This window comes from Clostridium ganghwense (assembly GCF_026735165.1).
GTDB lineage: Bacteria > Bacillota > Clostridia > Clostridiales > Clostridiaceae > Clostridium_H > Clostridium_H ganghwense.
Map to the genome: position 1 here is coordinate 35,218 of NZ_JAPQES010000004.1, position 19,405 is coordinate 54,622.

The window sequence follows — 19,405 nt, forward strand, 5'->3', positions numbered from 1 at the left end:
TTACACATTTCACATTATTATCTATTTTTTTAAATACACAATATTGATAACATAATTTTTATAAATATAAATACAATAAACTTCCCATTATAGACATAATTACACTATGATTTAGACTTATTTTACTTCTTCCATATTTCTAACTACATAAATCTAAACTTCCATAACTCTTAAACTTTAAATATCTAGTGTATTCCCATCCTCAAAATATCACTTTCAAACTTCTACACTTTAATACATATTATACCATAATAACACATATCAAACTATTCAGTAATAAAAAAAGAAGAGCCAATCCACACAGCTCTTCACCCTTTCTTATCCTCCATCTCTTTATCCCATCCCAACAGCTTAATCTCCAGTTCTTTATAATCATACTCTCTCTGGTTCATATAATCAAAACCACTGCCCTTATTTTGTATTGCTTTTTTCTTCTTATCCCATTCCCTCTGGTAACTCCTTACCTTTTCTAATGTATTTATACCTTTAGCCTGCCATGCAAATAAAATCCGTTCTATATAACTCATATTTCTCACATTATAATTTACAGCTTCTTCTATAGCCATAACAACCACATCACAACTTAAAACTCTGCTCCATTCTATCAGCTTTTCATATTCTATAGATGTAGGCGTATGTATATTGTTTTTAAATATAATTATTACATGTTTAAAATCATGTTCAGCAGCTGCACCTTCTTTTCCTTCATTACTTACTACTTCTTCTTCATTATTTATTACTACTTCTTTATTACTTATTACTTTATTACTTGTTAGCCCCTTATAAGCCCCTTGCAAGCCCCTTATAAGGGGCTTATTAAAACCCGTAACTCCTTGACTTTCCTCACTTTCACTACGCACATACATATTATCATCATCTTTCTCAAAACATCCCCTACCAAGCCCCTTATAAGCCCCTTGGTAGGGGCTTGGTATACCCTCATAAGCTCCTTGCAAAATATCTTCAATCCCTTCAAAAACATTCTCAACATTTAATTGCTGATGTACACATTGCTTATAAAATGTTGAAATAAACCTTATATTCTTTATGTTTTTTAATTCTTTGTTAACACACTTAACTGCATTAGTATTGTTAGGCTGATTATATTTAATCCAATTTATTATCATTATCTCTTTAGTTTCATCACAATAATCTATCTTTCCGTATTCTTTAAATCTCTGCAACAACTTGTCTACTGTTTCTCTATTATAACCTGTATGAGTTTCCATTATTCTTTTAGGCAACTCATAGATACCACATTGAGCAGTATTGGGATTAGTCATAAGATATAGATAAAAATATTTCTCCTCTGGTGTTAGATCTAAAACAAAGCCATCATTCCAAAAATCAGTATGAAGTTGCCTGTACTTTGCCACCATTACACCCCCTCAAATTTAATCTTTATTAAATACTTACCCCGTATTTAATAGCCATTTCATTAACTACATCAATATAAATTTCTCTAAGCTCAGGATCCTTTGCAATTAAATCTAAAATATTGAGCTGCTTTGCCTTTCCAGAAGACATTCCTTCTTTTAAAGCTTTCTCCTGTAATTTTTTTAATTTTACTCTAAGGTTACAATTAGCTCTTGCCTGTACTATCCTATATATTTCATGTCTAGGAGTTTTATAGTCATTAAGTGATTTGCATATCATTCCTATTATGTAATTAGTCTTTTTTCTCCATACTCTGTTATGGTTAATTTTAATCACCTCTTTAAATTAATTTTATCAACCTTCTTTTGCGTTACTCTTAACCCACTCTATCAATTTATCTTTTGGTATTCTTATTTTCTTAGGACCTAATCTTAGTATTGGAAAGTTCTTTTGATAAACTAGCTTATAAGCCGCATTTCTTCCTATTCTTAAAACCTTTGCCATCTCCGGTACAGTTAGCAATACTGGTAATTCATTAATCTCTTTATCTGTCATAACTCCCACTCCCATATGTTTAAAAATTTAATTCTTTTATATTATCTAAATCCGATAAATCCTTCCCATTAAAATCTTTTAAAAACTTTAATAATGTTGCTCTTGTTACCTTAAGCCTTCCTAATTTAAGAGCACTTAGAAGTCCATTTCGAATTAAGTTATATACAGTATTTTTATTTACTTTTAAAATTGCTGCTACTTCTTCAACAGTATATAAATATTCCTCCATAATTTCTCCCCCCATATTTTCAGCTTACTTTAAACTGGAAATATATCTTCAACTTTAACTTTATAAGCTCTTGCTATTAAAGCCTGACTCTTTTTTCTAGGATAGTTTTTTCCTTTCTCCCAATTCCAGTACATCTTCTGATTTGTATTACATTTCTCTGCTGCTTCTTCTTGAGTCCAGCTATTAGCTACCCTTAAAATTTCAATCTTTTTATTCCAAGGTAAGTTGTTAATTAATTTTTTAATAATCATACTGAATCTCCTCCGTAATTATTGAACGTTATTTACGTTTAATAAATATACCACTATTTATTATAGTGGACAAATTACTTTTAAGTTATATTTTGTATTTTCTTGAAATTATTTCACATTTACTTCAATTTTCTTTATATCGTCACTATTTACGTTGTTTTTTTTACATATTTACGTCACATAATTGACAAAGTAACGTTCCATACGTTATGATAATTGTAATGATTTTTTAAATAATTCTTCATAGAAAGGAGTTAAACACTTTGGTATTAGAAAAAAAAGAATTAGGAAAGTTAATAAAACAAGCACGAAAAATTCATTCTGATAGAATAGATAAAAAATATACTCAAAAAATGTTAGCCAATGATATAGGTAAGTCCCAAAGTTACATTGGAGATATTGAATCTGGAAGAACTTACCCCAGTTTTGTAGTTTTAAATGGAATAGCTAACGCTTGTCATGTTCCTATTAGCTACTTTCAAGACGACCAAAAAATTAATAAGGATATAGATAAATTTGTTAAACTACAGCTAACTGACTTAAAAGATGGAGAAGTACATAAGATAAGAGAAGCAATAAAAAAAGACCCCGATACAAAAATGGAGTACATATATAATCTTATACATGAAGATAATAGTGATACTTTGTATGAAAACTCTCCAAATGATTCATTCAAAACTCCTGAAGAAGCTATAAGCTATATCTTAAAACAACCAATAATAAGGGAGTTCTGCGAATTTGACCTAAAAAAGATGAGCACTGAAGAAATAACTGATTTTACAAATGAAGTAGTACGACAAATTAAACTTATTAGCTATAAATACAAGAAATAATCTATTACATCAAAAGTCTAGATAATATTTTTTAGATTTTATTTTAAAGCATATAACCAGTTATTTAAACTTATAACTGTTTATATTAACTGGTTTATATAATAAAAAACAAAGGAGCGATGCTTCATGCAAGGTGGAGTAAGGAAAAGAGGTAGTACCTGGTACTATTACTTTGATCTTGGGAAAATTGATGGCAAAAGGAAAAAGATTGAAAGGAAAGGAGGCAATACTAAAAAAGAAGCTGAGGCAGCACTTAGAAAAGCTCTTCGTGAATATGAGAATTGTGGTTCCATTGTGAATGAAAGTAGTATTAGTACATCTGATTATTTAGACTATTGGTATAAAGAGTATGTATTAATAAATTGTAAATATAATACTCAACTAAACTATAAACGGATAATAGCTAATCATATAAAACCTATTTTAGGAATATACAAACTTAAATCACTAACTCCTGCTACACTGCAAGAATTTTTAAACAAGAAATATATAAATGGTTTTTCTAAGAATACCTTATCTGGCTTTTATGGTGTTCTTTCAGGAGCTTTAAGAATGGCAGTATATCCTTATAAGCTTATAAAAGAAAATCCAATGCAATATGTAACTATGCCTAAATATAATCAAATTAAAAAGGATAAAGATGATTTAAAAGTAATTACCTTAGAACAGTTTAATAAAATCATAAATAGATTTCCTCAAGGGAGCAGCTTTTATATTCCCCTTCAAATAGCATTTAATACTGGAATGAGAGCATCAGAAGTTTGCGGCCTTACATGGGATTGTATAGATTTTAAGAAAAAGACCATTAAGGTTGAAAAAATAATTATAAAAAAAGAAAGAGAATGGGTATTTGGAACTCCTAAAACTAAAAGCTCCAATAGGTCCATTCTAATTGGTAAAACACTTGTTAATATTTTAAAACACCATAAAAAACATAAAATAAAAAATAAATTACAGTATGGTAAATATTATACTGATAGTAATTTTGTATGTACTAAAGAAAATGGTCAATTAGTATCTACTGATAGTTTAAAATATTTAAGCCGAGTAGTCAATTATGAGCTTGGAATAACTTTCAATTTCCACTCTTTGCGTCATACTCATGCAACTATGCTCTTAGAATCTGGAGCAAATATAAAAGATATTCAGCATCGCCTAGGTCATAGTCAACTATCAACAACTATGGACACATATTCTCATATTACTGATAAATTAAAACAAGATAGTGTTGATAAATTTGAGTCTATTATCTCTACAATAAAATAATTTGCCACCCAATTAAAAAAGCGGTGGCAAACGGGTGGCAAATGAGTAAAATTGCCCTATTTAATTTTTTATAAATGTTGATTTTGCTTGCATATTTTCACCACAGTTTCCACATGGCCGGTTTGTGGAAACATATCTACCGGCTGAACTTCCACAGTTTTATAACCTTCTTCTTTTAGAATAGCAAGGTCTCTTGCAAGTGTTGAAGGATCACAGGATACATATACTATTCTCTCAGGTTTCATTTCTGTAATAGCTTCTAAAAGAACTTTGTCACAACCTTTTCTTGGGGGATCTACTACTACTACATCCGCTTTTATACCGTTTTTAATCAATTCAGGAATAGCTTCTTCTGATTTTCCTACTTGGAATTCAACATTATTTATATTGTTTTGTTTTGCATTTATTTTTGCATTTTCTATAGCCTGTTGTACTATCTCTACTCCATATACTTTATTAGCCTTTTTAGACAAAAATAATGATATAGTTCCTGTACCGCAGTATGCATCAAAGACCACTTCCTTGCCGCTTAAATCAGCATATTCTAAAGCTTTATTATATAATACTTCTGTTTGAATAGGATTAACCTGGAAGAAAGATAATGGTGATATATTAAATTTAAACTCTCCTATGTAATCACTTATAAAATCCTCACCATATAATGTTATACATTTTTCTCCTAAAATAACATTTGTCTTTTTATGATTTATATTCTGAACTATACTAGTTACTTCTTTTATATTTTCTCTTATTAATTCCACAAATTCTTCTTTGTATGGAAAAGAATTTTGCCTAGTAACTATAACCACCATAACTTCCTTAGTTTTAAACCCTCGTCTTATCATTATATGTCTTACTATTCCACTGTTATCTTCTTCATTGTAAGCCTTAAGATTAAATTTATTCATCCATTCCTTAGTAAGTTTCACAACCTTGTCTGCAATCTCATCCTGTATATAACAAGTATCCATATCTATGATATTATGACTTCTAGGTGCATAAAACCCTATTTTTATTTCACCATTCTCTTCTCCTACAGGAAGCTGCACCTTATTTCTGTATCTATAAGGTTCTTTCATTCCTAAAGTATCGTGTAAAACATAATCTTCAAGCTTTCCTATTCTCTCTAAAACATCTCTAACCCTATTTTTCTTAAATTCAAGTTGTGCTTCATAAGACATATGCTGCAAACTACAGCCACCACATCTTTTATATATACTACAAACAGGTTCAGTTCTAACCGTTGAAGCTTCTAATACCTCTAAAAGTTTACCAAAAGCAAAATTCTTTTTAACCTTAACAATTTTAACTCTAACCTTTTCACCGATCATGGCACCATGAATAAAAATTGCATAATTATCTATTTTGGCTACGCCTTCTCCCTCATAACCTAATCCCGTTATTTCTACAACATATTCTTGGTTTTTTTCTATAGGTATGCCTTTATTCATTTATTCTATCTCCATTCTATTCTTGTTATTGTTGCTGTATTACATTTTATCAAAAAAGTAACCAAAATTAAAAGCTTTTCTGTCAAAACAGAAAAGCTTAACTCCTAACTCTGCCTAAAAGTCTCACACTGAGTTAATTCACTTGTTTGTGCTTGTAATCCATTTATTTGTACACTACTAGCATTACAAATTTTATTTTTATTATAAAGACAATTTTGTGCATCACATGCAATCTTTGGACTCATTTCAACAGAAGAATTTCTAGCAAATAATTGTTTTGCTTCTCCAACTACATTCATATTAGCTAAATTTGTAAAAGCATTTTTAAAATTCCTTTCTGCAAAGGTATTACATTGAGTTGCATTACTTGTTGTAGCTGTTAAACCTGTTACTTGTATCTCTCTTGCTGCACATAAACCATTTATATTATGTACACAATTTCCAGCACTGCAACTTAACTTTGTATCCATAAAAACTCCTCCTTACCTTTTTATTATATTTTTCGATTTTTAGGAGTTTTTATACGTTCTTATTCTAATATATTATATTCATAACAACTTGATAAATTATCGGTAAAAACACAGCTGGAAGTAAATTTGCTACCTTTATCTTTGCAGTCCCAAGCATGTTAAAAGCTAGTCCAATTATAAGAATACCACCTATAGCCGTCATATTATTTATTACTGCCCCAATTAATATTCCCTTTAAAAAACTTGCTCCAATAGTTATTAATCCTTGATATATAAATACTGATACAGCTGATATCATAACTCCTATACCTAAAGATGAAGCAAATACAATGGATGTAATTCCATCAAGTACTGATTTTGCAAAAAGAGTTTTATAACTACCTGAAAGACCACTTTCAAGCGAACCTATGATAGCCATAGCACCTACACAAAATAAAAGACTACATGTAACAAATCCTTCTGCTATTCCTCCACCACTTCTTTTAAATTTTGATTCTATATTTTTTCCTAAACGCTCAATTTTATCATCTATATCTATTATTTCTCCTATTGCTGTTCCTACAACAATAGAAATTATAATTACAAGTACACTATTTGATCCTAGTTTATTATGTACATCAATAATATTTAATATTCCAATAAATAGCACACATAAGGCTAATCCATTCATTATACTTTTACTTATCTTTTCATTTATTCCTCCTTTTAATAACATTCCAATCAAACTTCCTATAATGATGGCAAAAAAATTAACTATAGTCCCAAACAAAGTTCCCACCTCCAATTATATATGAAGTTATTATAAACTTATTTATGGTAAATGTAAGTATCTTTTTAAAAATTTATAAAAAAAGTGCACCCTTATTATAAGGATGCTAAGAATGGAATCAGTTACCTGGTCAATATGGTATATTTAAGTATTTTAACCAGTTGTATACAAGTTATACTAAACAAAAATAAATAATCACATTTATGATTATTTACTTTTATTATGTCACTATTGTGTTTAATAAATACTTATGTAAGTTTAAATTTCATCTATACATTTTACCACATATACATTGGGTATTCCACATATTTTTCAAAATTTTTTACATAAATTTTATCCAAATATATAATTTTTTTAAAATTTTAAAAAGGAATGTATATTTTTAACCAATACATTCCTTTTTTACTACTAAATTATGTTAAATTTCTAACACTTATTGTTCTATATTTGCTCTTCCACTATAAACAACTCCACGAGCAACATCTAGAGTTATAAATGATCCTGATTTTATAGATTCTGTAGCTCCACCAGCATTGCAGATAAGAGGTATTCCTCTTGATAAACATTCAATAGCCATGTGTGAAGTAAGTCCTCCTTGTTCTGATATAACACCAGCAACTCTATCTAAAATATGCATATAATCCTTGTCTAAGTTTTTAACTACTAAAATGTCATCATTTTCTACCTTTTTAGCAGCTTCTTGTGCATTTTTAACAACCTTAGCTGTTCCATATCCTGGGAAAGAGCCTGCTCCTTTACCTTGTACAAGAACATCTCCAACAATATGAACTTTAAGCATATTTGTAGTTCCTGAGTAGTGTACAGGTATTCCTGCTGCTACTACAACTAAATCTCCATTTTCAACATATCCAACTTCTTTTGCCTTGTTAACAGATTCATTTATCATTTCATCAGTTGATTCAAACTTTCTAGCACATATAGCAAATACACCAAAAGTTAATGCTAATTTTCTTGCAACTTTTTCATTAGGAGTAACTGCAATTATTGGACATTCTGGTCTATATTTAGAAACCATTCTTGCAGTAGTTCCTGTTTGAGTAGCTGTAATTATAGCTGAAACATTTAATTCTCTTGCAGTTGTACAAGTAGCAAGACTTATTGCATTTGCAGGATTAGCTAATACACTTTCTTTTCTCTTATTTAAAGCAGCTTCGTAATCTATTTGTGCTTCTGCAGCTGTAGCTATTTTTGACATAGTTTTTGCTGCTTGAACGGGATATTTACCATTTGCAGATTCTCCACTTAACATTACAGCATCTGTACCATCGAAAATTGCATTTGCAACGTCTGAAGCTTCTGCTCTTGTAGGTCTTGGATTTCTCATCATAGAATCTAACATTTGAGTTGCAGTAATAACTGGTTTTCCTGCTTTATTACATTTTTCAATAATCATTTTTTGAACTACAGGAACTTTTTCTATAGGAATTTCAACTCCCATATCTCCTCTTGCAACCATTATACCATCAGAGAATTTGATAATTTCATCTATATTATCAACACCCTCTTGGTTTTCTATTTTTGAGAATATTTGAATATCACTTCCACCATTTTGTTCTAAAACTTTTCTTATTGCTAAAACGTCTGCTGCTTTTCTTATGAATGAAGCAGCTACCATATCTAGTTCTTGTTCACAACCAAATATTAAATCTGATTTATCCTTTTCAGTAAGTGCTGGTAATTTTATTGATACATTTGGAACATTTATTCCCTTTTTACTAGATACAAATCCATTATTTGCAACTATGCAATGTACTTTATTTCCTTCAATTTGTTCTACTGTAAGACCAACTAAACCATCATCTATTAGTATAGTATTTCCTGGTTTTACATCTTGATATAAATTATCATAAGTTACAGAACATTTTGTTTCGTCTCCAAGTACATCTTCTCCACAATAAATTGTGAATTTGCTTCCTTCTTTTAATTCAACTTTTTCTGCAAAGTCTTTAGTTCTTATTTCAGGTCCTTTTGTGTCTAAAACTATTGCAATAGGTTTATTTAATTCTTTTGTTAATTCTTTTATTAGTTTTATTCTGTTCCCATGTTCTTCATGATCACCATGAGAAAAGTTAAGTCTAGCTGCATTCATTCCAGCTTTAATTAATTCTGTTAATACTTCTTTGCTTTCACTTGTTGGTCCAATCGTGAAAATCATTTTAGTTTTTTGCATAGTTTACTCTCCTTTAGTTAAAATTTTTAATAAGATAATATATTAGCTATATCATATAACTCATCATCAAATTTTCTTTCTACAGCTAGAGCTTCTTCTATATCGTCATCAACAATTTTTCCATCTCTTGTTCCAACTACTCTTGAAGATTTTCCCTCTATCAATAACTCAACTGCTCTAGCTCCCATTCTTGATGCTAAAACTCTATCAAAAGCTGATGGACTTCCTCCTCTTTGGATATGTCCAAGTATTGTTGCTCTTGTTTCTATTCCTGTTACTTCTTGAACTTTTTCAGCCAAGTTTTCAGCTCCACCTACTCCTTCTGCTAACATAACCAAATTATGAAGCTTTCCTCTTAACTTTCCTTCTAGAATTTTTCTACTTAGTTCATCTTCATTAAAACCTTTTTCGGGAACTATAATACTTTCAGCTCCACCTGCAACTCCTGCATAAAGAGCTAAATCACCACAATTTCTTCCCATAACTTCTATTATACTAACTCTTTCATGAGAAGATGATGTGTCTCTTAGTTTGTTTATTGCATCTAATACTGTATTTAATGCAGTATCAAACCCTATTGTATAATCTGTATAAGCTAAATCATTATCTATAGTTCCTGGTAAACCTATTGTAGATATTCCTAGTTTTGATAGTAATCTAGCTCCTTGGAAAGAACCATCTCCTCCAATTACTACAACACCGTCAATTCCAAATGCCTTTAGAATATTAACTGCTTTTTTTCTACCTTCTTCAGTTCTAAATTCTTCACAACGAGCTGTTCTAAGAATTGTCCCACCTCTTTGAATTATATCAGCTACACTTTGACGTCCCATTTCAAAAATTTCACCATTAATTAAACCACTGTATCCTCTTTGAATCCCCATTACTTTAAGGCCTTTGGCCAATCCTACTCTTACTACTGACCTTATAGCAGCATTCATTCCTGGTGCATCTCCACCACTTGTTAAAACAGCAATTGTTCTCATAATTACTCCCTCCTGAAACTGCCGGGACTTTTTTCATCCCGTCAAACCTATAAATTAACTATTTTAATACTATTTTTAACTACCGATAGTATACCACAAATATTGTTATTTTTTCATTGAAGTTTCTTACAGAAATACAAAAATAATATTATTTTTTGTATAAACTCTAATATTATTTTTGTATTTTCTTAATAATATTTTGTTTAACCTTAGAAGTAAATATACTATAAATTTTAGATTATATTACTTTCACATTGTCTTTTCCAAATTTATCCATTAAGTAGTTTAGTAATTCTTCTTCTTCTTGAATCCAAAATTCTCTACTCAACATATATTTTTTTCTTTCTTTTCTAGTACATATGAATACTGGTACATTACCCTTATTTTTCAGAAATTTCTCTTTTAAATAATTTTTAGTTTTTAGTACTTCTTTATCTTCTTCAACTAAAATATATAATTTTTTATTAGATGTCCTTACTAACGTTTGAAGATTATCACATAAAATTTTAGGCTGTTCATCTTCTCTCTTAGTAACTCTCCCTTTTATTAAAACAATTTCATCTTCTACTATTAATTCATTAAACTTATCTAAAACTTTTGGGAAAATTATAACCTCTAATACTCCATATAAATCTTCCAATTTAATAAAAGCCATCATAGTATTATTTTTAGTTATTTTTCTATTGACCTCACTTATAATCCCACCAATAATAACTCTCTGTCCATCCTTTATTTTTGCATTTTGTTCCTCTACATGTTTTGCAGCCTCATCCAGTAATTCCTCTTCTAATGATTCATCTCCTAGTATATCAACGCTTCTAGCTGAAGTAACATTTTTAAGAGTTCCTTCATAATCTTCTAATGGATGCCCGGACAAATAAAGTCCCGTCATTTCTTTTTCCATAGCTAAAAGATATTTTTTATCAAATTCTTTAATATTAGGATATTTTATTTCTATTTCTTTAAACTCATCTTTAAATCCAGAGAATAAGCTCATTTGACCCTCAATATTTTTTTTCCTCTGACTAACTATAGAATCTATTATCCTCTCGTAAACAGCTAAAAGTTGTGAACGATAAATACAAAAACAATCAAAAGCTCCAGCTTTTATTAAACTTTCTATCATTCTTTTATTTATACACCTAGAATCTACCTTATTACAAAAATCAATAAAGTTTGTAAATTTACCTTTTGCATTTCTAGTCTTAACTATATTTTCTATAATATTATCACCAACATTTTTAATAGCCGCAAGACCAAATCGAATTTTATTATTTTGAACTGTAAATTTACCAAAGCTCTCGTTTATATCTGGTGATAAAGTCTCTATATTCATTTCTTGTGCAGCTCTAGTATAAAGAGCTACCTTATCACTATTTCCTCTTACACTATTAAGCATTGCTGCCATAAACTCAGTAGGATAGTAATGAACTAAATATGCAGTGCCATAAGCTACAACTGCATAAGCAGCAGCATGAGATTTATTAAAAGCATAAGAAGCAAAATCCATCATAGAATCATAGATTTTATTTGCAGCTTCTTCGCTGATTCCATTTCTAACACAACCAGGAACCTCTACATTACCATTTTCATCTACAATTCCATATATAAAATTCTTTCTTTCCTCTTCCATAACTTTATGCTTCTTCTTAGACATAGCACGACGAACAAGGTCACTTCGACCCATAGAATATCCTGCTAAATCTCTAACTATCTGCATAACCTGTTCCTGATATACCATACATCCATAAGTAACTCCAAGAATTGGCTGAAGCTGTGGAGTCTCATATTCTACCTTATCTGGATTATTTTTATTTCTAATATATGTTGGTATTTCTGCCATAGGACCTGGTCTATACAAACTTATTCCAGCTATAATATCTTCTAAGCTTTCAGGCTTTAATTCTTTCATGAAACTCGTCATTCCCGGAGACTCAAGTTGAAATATACCAACTGTTTTTCCTCTTCCAATCATCTTATATACATTTTGATCTTCAAAATTTATTTTATCTATGTCTATTTCTACACCAGTATTTTCTTTTATAAGTTCTACTGCATCTCTCATAACTGTAAGAGTTCTAAGTCCCAAGAAATCCATTTTTAAAAGTCCCAATTCTTCTAAAGTAGTCATAGTAAATTGAGCTACTATTGACTCTTCATTTTTTAAAAGAGGAACATAGTTTACTAGAGGTTGTGATGCAATTACAACTCCCGCTGCATGAGTTGACGTATGTCTTGGAAGCCCCTCTAATGCTTTTGCAACATCAATTAATTCTTTAACTCTATCATCACTATCATATTCAAGCTTAAATTCTGGATTCATTTCCAAAGCTTTATCTATAGTTATTCCTAGAACTGTTGGAATCATTTTAGCTATTCTATCTACCTCAGCATAAGAATAATTCATAGCTCTTCCAACATCTCTTATACAGGCTCTTGGTGCCATAGTTCCAAAAGTAACTATCTGTGACACATTGTCTTTTCCATATTTTTCAACAACATAATCTATAACTTCACCACGTCTCTCATAGCAAAAGTCACTATCTATATCTGGCATGGATACACGATCAGGATTTAAAAAACGCTCAAATATAAGACTATATTTTATAGGATCTATTTTAGTTATTCCTAAAGTATAAGCTACTAAGGATCCTGCAGCACTACCACGTCCCGGCCCTGTAATTATTCCTTTTTCGTTTGAAAATCTAAAAAAGTCCCAAACAATCAAGAAATAATCTACATATCCCATTTGCTTGATTACTCCAAGTTCATATTCAAGCCTTTCTTTCAATTGTTGATCTATATGTGCATACCTTTCCTTTAATCCCTTATAGCATAAATCTCTCATATACTCATAATGATCAGTTCCTTTTGGTAGAGGAAAATTGGGAAGTTTAGACTCATGAAATTTATAGTCAAAATTACATTCCTCAGCAATTTTTGCTGTATTCCCTAAAGCTTCAGGTGCATACGCAAATCTCTCATACATCTCTTCTGGTGTTCTTAAATAAAATTGTTCTGGCTCATAATGCATTCTATTTTCATCATCTAAATTTTTTCCTGTTTGAATACAAAGTAGTACATCATGAGATTTTGTATCTTCTTTTTTAATATAATGAACATCATTTGTGGCAACAAGAGGAATATCTAGCTCCTTTGATAAATCCACAAGCATCTCATTAACTTTAAGCTGTTCTTCCATACCATGATACTGTAATTCTAAATAAAAACCATCCTTAAAAGTTTCTTTATAAAAAAGTGCTTTTTCTTTCGCTTTTTCTATATTATTATCCAGTAAGTTTGCCTGAACCTCGCCTGCTAAACAAGCACTTAAGGCTATTAATCCATTACTGTGTTTTTTTAAATATTCATGATCAACTCGAGGTTTATAATAAAATCCATCTATAGAAGCTTTGGATACTATTTTCATAAGGTTTTTGTAACCTTCTTCATTTTTTACCAAAAGAACTAAATGATGAGTTCTATTTTCTCTATCAGTTTGTTTAATATACATAGACTTAGCTGCTACATATACCTCACATCCAATAATAGGCTTTATTCCTTGTGCTTTTGCCTGTTTATAAAATTCTACACATCCATACATAGATCCGTGATCTGTTATAGCAAGACTTTTCATTCCTAATTCTTTTGCTCTTGCAATCAGCTTGCTTATCTTACCAGAACCATCTAAAAGACTATATTCTGTATGAACATGAAGATGACAAAATTCTTTTGTATTTCTAATGTGGATATTTTCTTCCAAAGAATCTTTTCCTCCTTTCTCCTTACTTCTCTAATCACATTACCGTTCTTACTCTATACCTTTAATAAGGATTACCTTAATAATATCATAATAAAGATAAAAATAAATTAGAAATTTGTGTATTACCTTAAATTATATCTTATCTTTAATTCTCTAAACATAAGAACTAAATAATTTTAAAAATTACCCTAACTACTTGACATTACAAAGTAGTTAGGATAATATTTACATACAGACTATTATGTAATACAAAGTAGGTGAATATATGGCTAAGACAACACAGATACTAAAAGGTTTATTGGAAGGATGCATTTTAAATGTAGTTAACAAACATGAAACTTACGGGTATGAGATATGCGAAAAGCTATTAAATTATGGATTTGAAGAAATTACAGAAGGTAGTGTTTATCCTATACTTATAAGATTAGAAAAGAAAAAATTATTATACTCTATTATGAAAAAATCACCTTTAGGACCTATGCGAAAATACTATTATATTACAGATGAGGGAACTAAAGAATTAGAGGAGTTTATAACTTCTTGGAACAAAATCAAAAAAAATATTGATAATGTTTTGGAGGAATAAATATGTTATTAGAATTAAAATTAAAAAAAATAAGATTACAAGAACAAAAAAAATTAAATAGCAAAAATCTAATGATATTTAAAAGTATGTGTACATACATTCAAAATAGCAATTTAAGAGGATACGAAAAAGAAGAAATACTTCAGCAGATAATGGATATAATGCTGCAAACTCAAGCAGAAGATAAGAATATGCATTTATTTATTGGAAATGACTATAAAAAATTCTGCGATTCAATAATTAAAGAATATAACACTGGAAAGACTCCTATTTATAAAATTTTAAATTATTTTCAGCAATATATTCTTTGTACATTTTCTCTAGTATTAGTGATATTATTAACTAAAGGACTTTTGAATAATTTTAACTTTACTCTTAATATTACTGTAAGTAATTTTTTCTTAGCAAGTATTATTTCTCTCTTTATAATACCTTTATCTAAAAAAAATCAACAGGAAAAAGCTTTCATTCCTTTTCCTTTCAAATTCTCTATGCCTAATAACGCTTGGAATATATTTATAGTAATCTTTATAATGATTGGCTACGAGATAATAATGAATATTATATCAAATATATTTGGAACAAATATTTCTTTATATACTATAAATTTGTTTAACAATATTATATACGTGATTATCTTTACTATTACAGCTATATGTATAGAAATATACAAAAGAACTTCACTAAAAAATAAATAAAATTAAAAAGGAATTGGAGAAGGTTCATAACCAACTTCAATTCCTTTTCTTTTAAAGTAATCTAATACCTAATTCTCTACACTCTTCTATAACCTGTTCTGACCATATAGATGCTTGAACCTCTCCAATGTGAGCTTTTCTTAAGAAGAACATACATATTCTTGATTGACCTATTCCTCCACCCATAGTTAAAGGTAATTTATCTTCTAAAAGCATTTTGTGGAATTTCAACTCTTTTCTATCCATTTCATCTTCTGCTTCAAGTTGATATAATAATGCTTCTTTATCTACTCTAATTCCCATAGATGATAATTCGAAAGCACTGTTTAAAATTGGATTCCAGAATATGATATCTCCATTAAGTTTCCAATCATCATAATCCGGTGCTCTTCCATCATGTTTTTCTCCTGATGCCAGCTTATCACCTATTTGCATAATAAACACTGCACCTTTTTCTTTAGCTATTTTGTCTTCTCTTTCCTTTGAAGTTAAATCAGGATACATATCCTCTAATTCTTGAGAAGTAACAAAACTTATTTTCTCTGGTAATATCTTTTTTATATGTGGATATGCATCATTTATGAAAGCTTCAGTACTTTTAAAAACTTCATATATACCTTCCACAGTTGATTTTAATTTTTCTATTGTTCTATCTTCTTTAGTTATTACTTTTTCCCAATCCCATTGGTCAACATACATTGAATGAATATTATCTAACTCTTCATCACGACGAATTGCATTCATATCTGTATATAGACCTTCTCCTGCTTCAAATTCATATCTATAAAGAGCCATACGCTTCCATTTTGCAAGAGAATGTACTATTTGGAAATTTTCTCCTTTTATATCTAAAGCATCAAAAGCAACTGGTCTTTCTACTCCATTTAAATTATCATTTATTCCTGAATTAGCATTTACAAAAAGCGGTGCTGATACTCTTATTAAGTTAAGTTTCTTAGCAAGCTCTCTTTCAAAAAAATCCTTAACACTTTTTATAGCTATTTCTGTCTTTTTTAAATCTAAACTTGATCTATACCCTTCAGGCACTACAAATCTTGACATTTTTTCCATGTAAATTCCCCCTCGTATATATTAACCTAATTATTAATTAATTGCCCTACCGATTAATTTGTTATCACTTTAATAAGTATTATAAAAGTTTGTTTGTAATTTGTCAACATTATTTGTTTTTATTTATTAATTCATTTATTTTTTAATGATTATATTAACATTTTATCAATGTGATTGTTTTCAGATACCAAAAAAATTTCATATTGTTAAAATTTCTATTCTTAAATACTAGGTTTTACTAAAGCAAAACTAAAATTAAATAAAAACAAACCTAAAGGTAGATAAATTCTAACTTTAGGCTTTGATTGTTTACTTATTTTATTAATAGTCTACTGCTGCTGATTTTTCAAGCATAGGCTTTAGATTTTTTAAAACTTCATTTACATGAAAAGGATGTACTTGATATTCATCCATAGCTTCATGTGAATCAAATCTAGTAACTAAAGCCAAATCAAAAGACCTTTCTGATTTAACTACATCCACTCCAATTTCTAAATCTTTTAATTGTGGTATTTTCCCCCTCATACTTTCTAAAATATTTTTAGCTTTTTCCATATTTTCAGTAGAAGGTTCTTTTAACTTAAAAAATACAATGTGAGTAAACATAAACATTCATCCCCTTTTATATTTTACTTGTTTTTTATCTTACCATTTTAGCTGATAAAAATGCTTTTGCAATTAATTCTTTCTTTTTATACATAGTGATTTCTACCTTACTGAAGTTTCTTCCCATATCAATTATTTCAGCATATATATCTATAACACTATCCATTTGAACAGGTTTCATAAAATATGTCATTATACTATCTACAGTAATATTTATATTGTTTTTATGTCTTAGTGTCATAATACCTATAGTAGACAAAAGCATATTTAATGAACTCCATGATGCTGTACCTAGTTGATCTAACATTTCTGGAATTATTTTTCCTGAAAAATTCATCTGATTATCTTTTGTTTCATATCTAAAATTCTTTAGTATTAAGTCTTCTAGAGTTTCTCCTACCTGAGGCTGTCTAGCTGCATATTGAAGTGCTTTTATAACATCTTGCCGTCCAACAACCCCTATTAACTTCTTACCATCAACTACAGGAGAAAGTTCTATGTCTTCCCACCCCATGATATGTGCTGTATATGATACAGTTGTTTTAGCTGTAACCGTTATCGGTTCTCTACTCATTAACTTACCAACTGTCATATCTCCACCTGTTCCGCTATTAGGCAAATCTTTTATAGTAACAATCCCCACTACATTCATTTGATCATCTACTACAGGATATCTTTGATGCTTTACTTTTTTAATTACTTCTTTAAGCTTTTCTACACTATCATTAACATTTAAGTATTTTGGATTTGTTTTCATAATATCTTCAACAAGAATAATATCCTTTTTTATTAAACTTTCAGATATTGCCTTATTTATCATACTAGCAACGGTAAAACTATCATAAGTTGTTGATATTATGGGTAAACATTTCTCATCACCTAGTTTTTTTATTGTATCACTACATGTTAAACCACCAGTTATCAAAACTGCACATTCATGCTCTAAAGCAAGTTTTTGAATGTCTTCTCTATTACCAACAATAAGTAAGGATCTTGGCTGAATATATTTCATAGCTTCATTTACTTGCATAGCTCCCATAATAAATTTATTCAATCTCTTATGTATTCCATCTTTACCACCAATAAGTGTACCATCAACTATATTTACAACTTCTGCGTAACTAAGGGACTCTATATTCTTTTTTTCTACCTTTTCAATTCTAACGGTCCCTACTCTAGGTATAGTAGATACAATTCCCATGCCCTCTGCATCTTTTATAGCTCTATAAGCCGTTCCATCACTTACTCCCTGATCGTTAGCAATACTTCGAACAGAAATTTTAGCTCCCACCTCTAACGAAGATATATATTTTATTATTTCTTCATGCTTTGACATATACTAAACCTACTTTCCTTCTTTTCTTAGTTCCTCTGCTATCTTTTCTATTCTTCTAAGTCTATGATTTACTCCAGATTTTCCAACAGGCGGCTCAAGCATTTGTCCAAGTTCTTTTAAGGATTCATTTGGAAAGTTTAATCTAAGTTCAGCAATTTCTCTCAAATTTTTAGGAAGTCTTTGAAATCCTATTTCCTTTTGAATAAGCTTTATGCTTTCTATTTGCCTTACTGCTGCATTAACAGTTTTGCTTAAATTAGCTGTTTCACAATTAACTAATCTATTTATATTATTTCTCATTTCCTTCATAATTCTTACATTTTCAATTTCTAAAAGTGATTCATGAGCCCCTATTATATTAAGCAAATCTACTATTTGCTCTCCTTCTTTTATATATATAACATAACTACTTTTTCTTTCAATAACTTTAGAATTTAATCCATAGCTATTAAGAATCTTACTAAACTCATTAGCATACTCCTCATGATGAGTAACAAATTCTAAATGATATGATTTTTCTGGATTGCTAATACTTCCTCCACCTAAAAAAACGCCTCTTATAAAAAGTCTTTTACACTCATCTGTATCAATGATTCTTTTTGGTATACTATACTCTAATGAAATCAAATCTTTTTCTTCATTTAATACTCCAACTTCCTTTAATAATTCCTTTACTTCCATTTCATGAGATATCATAACTAGATAAACATTATTCTTTTTTAAAGAATTACTTTTCTTTACAAAAAGCTTTGCATGTATATTAAAATGTTCTTTTAAAAGCTTGAACACAAGCCTTGCAATAGCTGGGTTCTCTGTAGTAACCCTAAAATTAATCTTTCTATCTCCACTAAATCCTAAAGTACCACTTACTTTCATAATTCCTGATAGTAATGCAGTTGCTTCTGCTTTATTAAATTCTGTATCTCTACAAATTTCATTTTTTACTTTTGAAGAAAATGACATTTTG

Annotated in this window: 19 protein-coding genes; 4 read left to right on the forward strand and 15 right to left on the reverse strand. The window is 29.5% G+C overall.

The features are described 5' to 3' along the window. Positions 1 to 308: 308 nt before the first annotated feature. The 5 genes from OXH55_RS11450 to OXH55_RS11470 form a co-directional block, all read right to left on the reverse strand. A complete protein-coding gene (locus OXH55_RS11450) occupies positions 309 to 1,376 on the reverse strand; it encodes a DnaD domain-containing protein (RefSeq protein ID WP_418921839.1) in 1,068 nt (355 codons plus the stop codon). A gap of 28 nt (positions 1,377 to 1,404) precedes the next feature. Then, entirely contained in the window at positions 1,405 to 1,656 is a 252-nt protein-coding gene (locus OXH55_RS11455; RefSeq protein ID WP_268050115.1) for a hypothetical protein, read from the reverse strand. 75 nt (positions 1,657 to 1,731) lie between these two features. Beyond that, on the reverse strand, positions 1,732 to 1,932 hold the full coding sequence (locus OXH55_RS11460) for a helix-turn-helix domain-containing protein (RefSeq protein WP_268050116.1): 201 nt from the start codon (positions 1,930 to 1,932) through the stop codon (positions 1,732 to 1,734). Positions 1,933 to 1,951: 19 nt separating this feature from the next. Then, positions 1,952 to 2,161, reverse strand: a complete 210-nt coding sequence (locus OXH55_RS11465) for a helix-turn-helix domain-containing protein (RefSeq protein WP_268050117.1) — start codon at positions 2,159 to 2,161, stop codon at positions 1,952 to 1,954. 29 nt (positions 2,162 to 2,190) lie between these two features. After that, on the reverse strand, positions 2,191 to 2,412 hold the full coding sequence (locus OXH55_RS11470; RefSeq protein ID WP_268050118.1) for a helix-turn-helix transcriptional regulator: 222 nt from the start codon (positions 2,410 to 2,412) through the stop codon (positions 2,191 to 2,193). Positions 2,413 to 2,675: 263 nt separating this feature from the next. On the opposite strand from OXH55_RS11470, the gene OXH55_RS11475 reads away from it, so the two are divergent. Both OXH55_RS11475 and OXH55_RS11480 read left to right on the forward strand, forming a co-directional pair. Continuing rightward, positions 2,676 to 3,245 (forward strand): helix-turn-helix domain-containing protein, encoded by a 570-nt coding sequence (locus OXH55_RS11475; protein WP_268050119.1) that lies wholly within the window; start codon positions 2,676 to 2,678, stop codon positions 3,243 to 3,245. A 126-nt stretch (positions 3,246 to 3,371) separates the two neighbouring features. Then, entirely contained in the window at positions 3,372 to 4,511 is a 1,140-nt protein-coding gene (locus OXH55_RS11480) for a site-specific integrase (RefSeq protein WP_268050120.1), read from the forward strand. Positions 4,512 to 4,579: 68 nt separating this feature from the next. Here the strand turns inward: OXH55_RS11480 and rlmD are convergent, their stop codons facing one another. From rlmD to OXH55_RS11510, 6 genes are all read right to left on the reverse strand, one after another. Continuing rightward, positions 4,580 to 5,962, reverse strand: coding sequence for a 23S rRNA (uracil(1939)-C(5))-methyltransferase RlmD (rlmD, locus tag OXH55_RS11485; protein WP_268050121.1), 1,383 nt, complete (start codon positions 5,960 to 5,962; stop codon positions 4,580 to 4,582). A 104-nt stretch (positions 5,963 to 6,066) separates the two neighbouring features. Further along, positions 6,067 to 6,432: a DUF1540 domain-containing protein gene (locus OXH55_RS11490; RefSeq protein WP_268050122.1), complete on the reverse strand. Its 366-nt coding sequence runs from the start codon at positions 6,430 to 6,432 to the stop codon at positions 6,067 to 6,069. Positions 6,433 to 6,496: 64 nt separating this feature from the next. Then, positions 6,497 to 7,201 carry a DUF554 domain-containing protein gene (locus OXH55_RS11495; RefSeq protein WP_268050123.1) on the reverse strand — a complete coding sequence of 235 codons (705 nt, stop codon included), beginning with the start codon at positions 7,199 to 7,201 and terminating at the stop codon, positions 6,497 to 6,499. A 433-nt stretch (positions 7,202 to 7,634) separates the two neighbouring features. Then, entirely contained in the window at positions 7,635 to 9,392 is a 1,758-nt protein-coding gene (pyk, locus tag OXH55_RS11500; RefSeq protein ID WP_268050124.1) for a pyruvate kinase, read from the reverse strand. A 26-nt stretch (positions 9,393 to 9,418) separates the two neighbouring features. Further along, on the reverse strand, positions 9,419 to 10,378 hold the full coding sequence (gene pfkA / locus OXH55_RS11505) for a 6-phosphofructokinase (protein WP_268050125.1): 960 nt from the start codon (positions 10,376 to 10,378) through the stop codon (positions 9,419 to 9,421). A 238-nt stretch (positions 10,379 to 10,616) separates the two neighbouring features. Next, entirely contained in the window at positions 10,617 to 14,141 is a 3,525-nt protein-coding gene (locus OXH55_RS11510; RefSeq protein ID WP_268050126.1) for a DNA polymerase III subunit alpha, read from the reverse strand. A gap of 265 nt (positions 14,142 to 14,406) precedes the next feature. On the opposite strand from OXH55_RS11510, the gene OXH55_RS11515 reads away from it, so the two are divergent. Continuing rightward, positions 14,407 to 14,727 (forward strand): PadR family transcriptional regulator, encoded by a 321-nt coding sequence (locus OXH55_RS11515; RefSeq protein WP_268050127.1) that lies wholly within the window; start codon positions 14,407 to 14,409, stop codon positions 14,725 to 14,727. Between the two features lie 2 nt (positions 14,728 to 14,729). After that, the gene (locus tag OXH55_RS11520; protein ID WP_268050128.1) at positions 14,730 to 15,425 is read left to right on the forward strand and encodes a DUF1048 domain-containing protein; all 696 of its coding nucleotides are present in this window, start codon (positions 14,730 to 14,732) and stop codon (positions 15,423 to 15,425) included. Positions 15,426 to 15,476: 51 nt separating this feature from the next. Here the strand turns inward: OXH55_RS11520 and asnA are convergent, their stop codons facing one another. The 4 genes from asnA to whiA all read right to left on the reverse strand — a co-directional run bounded on the left by asnA (position 15,477) and on the right by whiA (position 19,401). Continuing rightward, the gene (gene asnA, locus OXH55_RS11525) at positions 15,477 to 16,487 is read right to left on the reverse strand and encodes an aspartate--ammonia ligase (RefSeq protein ID WP_268050493.1); all 1,011 of its coding nucleotides are present in this window, start codon (positions 16,485 to 16,487) and stop codon (positions 15,477 to 15,479) included. 330 nt (positions 16,488 to 16,817) lie between these two features. After that, on the reverse strand, positions 16,818 to 17,102 hold the full coding sequence (locus tag OXH55_RS11530; protein ID WP_268050129.1) for a Dabb family protein: 285 nt from the start codon (positions 17,100 to 17,102) through the stop codon (positions 16,818 to 16,820). A 34-nt stretch (positions 17,103 to 17,136) separates the two neighbouring features. After that, positions 17,137 to 18,438 carry a DRTGG domain-containing protein gene (locus tag OXH55_RS11535; protein WP_268050130.1) on the reverse strand — a complete coding sequence of 434 codons (1,302 nt, stop codon included), beginning with the start codon at positions 18,436 to 18,438 and terminating at the stop codon, positions 17,137 to 17,139. A 9-nt stretch (positions 18,439 to 18,447) separates the two neighbouring features. Then, on the reverse strand, positions 18,448 to 19,401 hold the full coding sequence (whiA, locus tag OXH55_RS11540; protein WP_268050131.1) for a DNA-binding protein WhiA: 954 nt from the start codon (positions 19,399 to 19,401) through the stop codon (positions 18,448 to 18,450). Positions 19,402 to 19,405 lie beyond the last annotated feature (4 nt).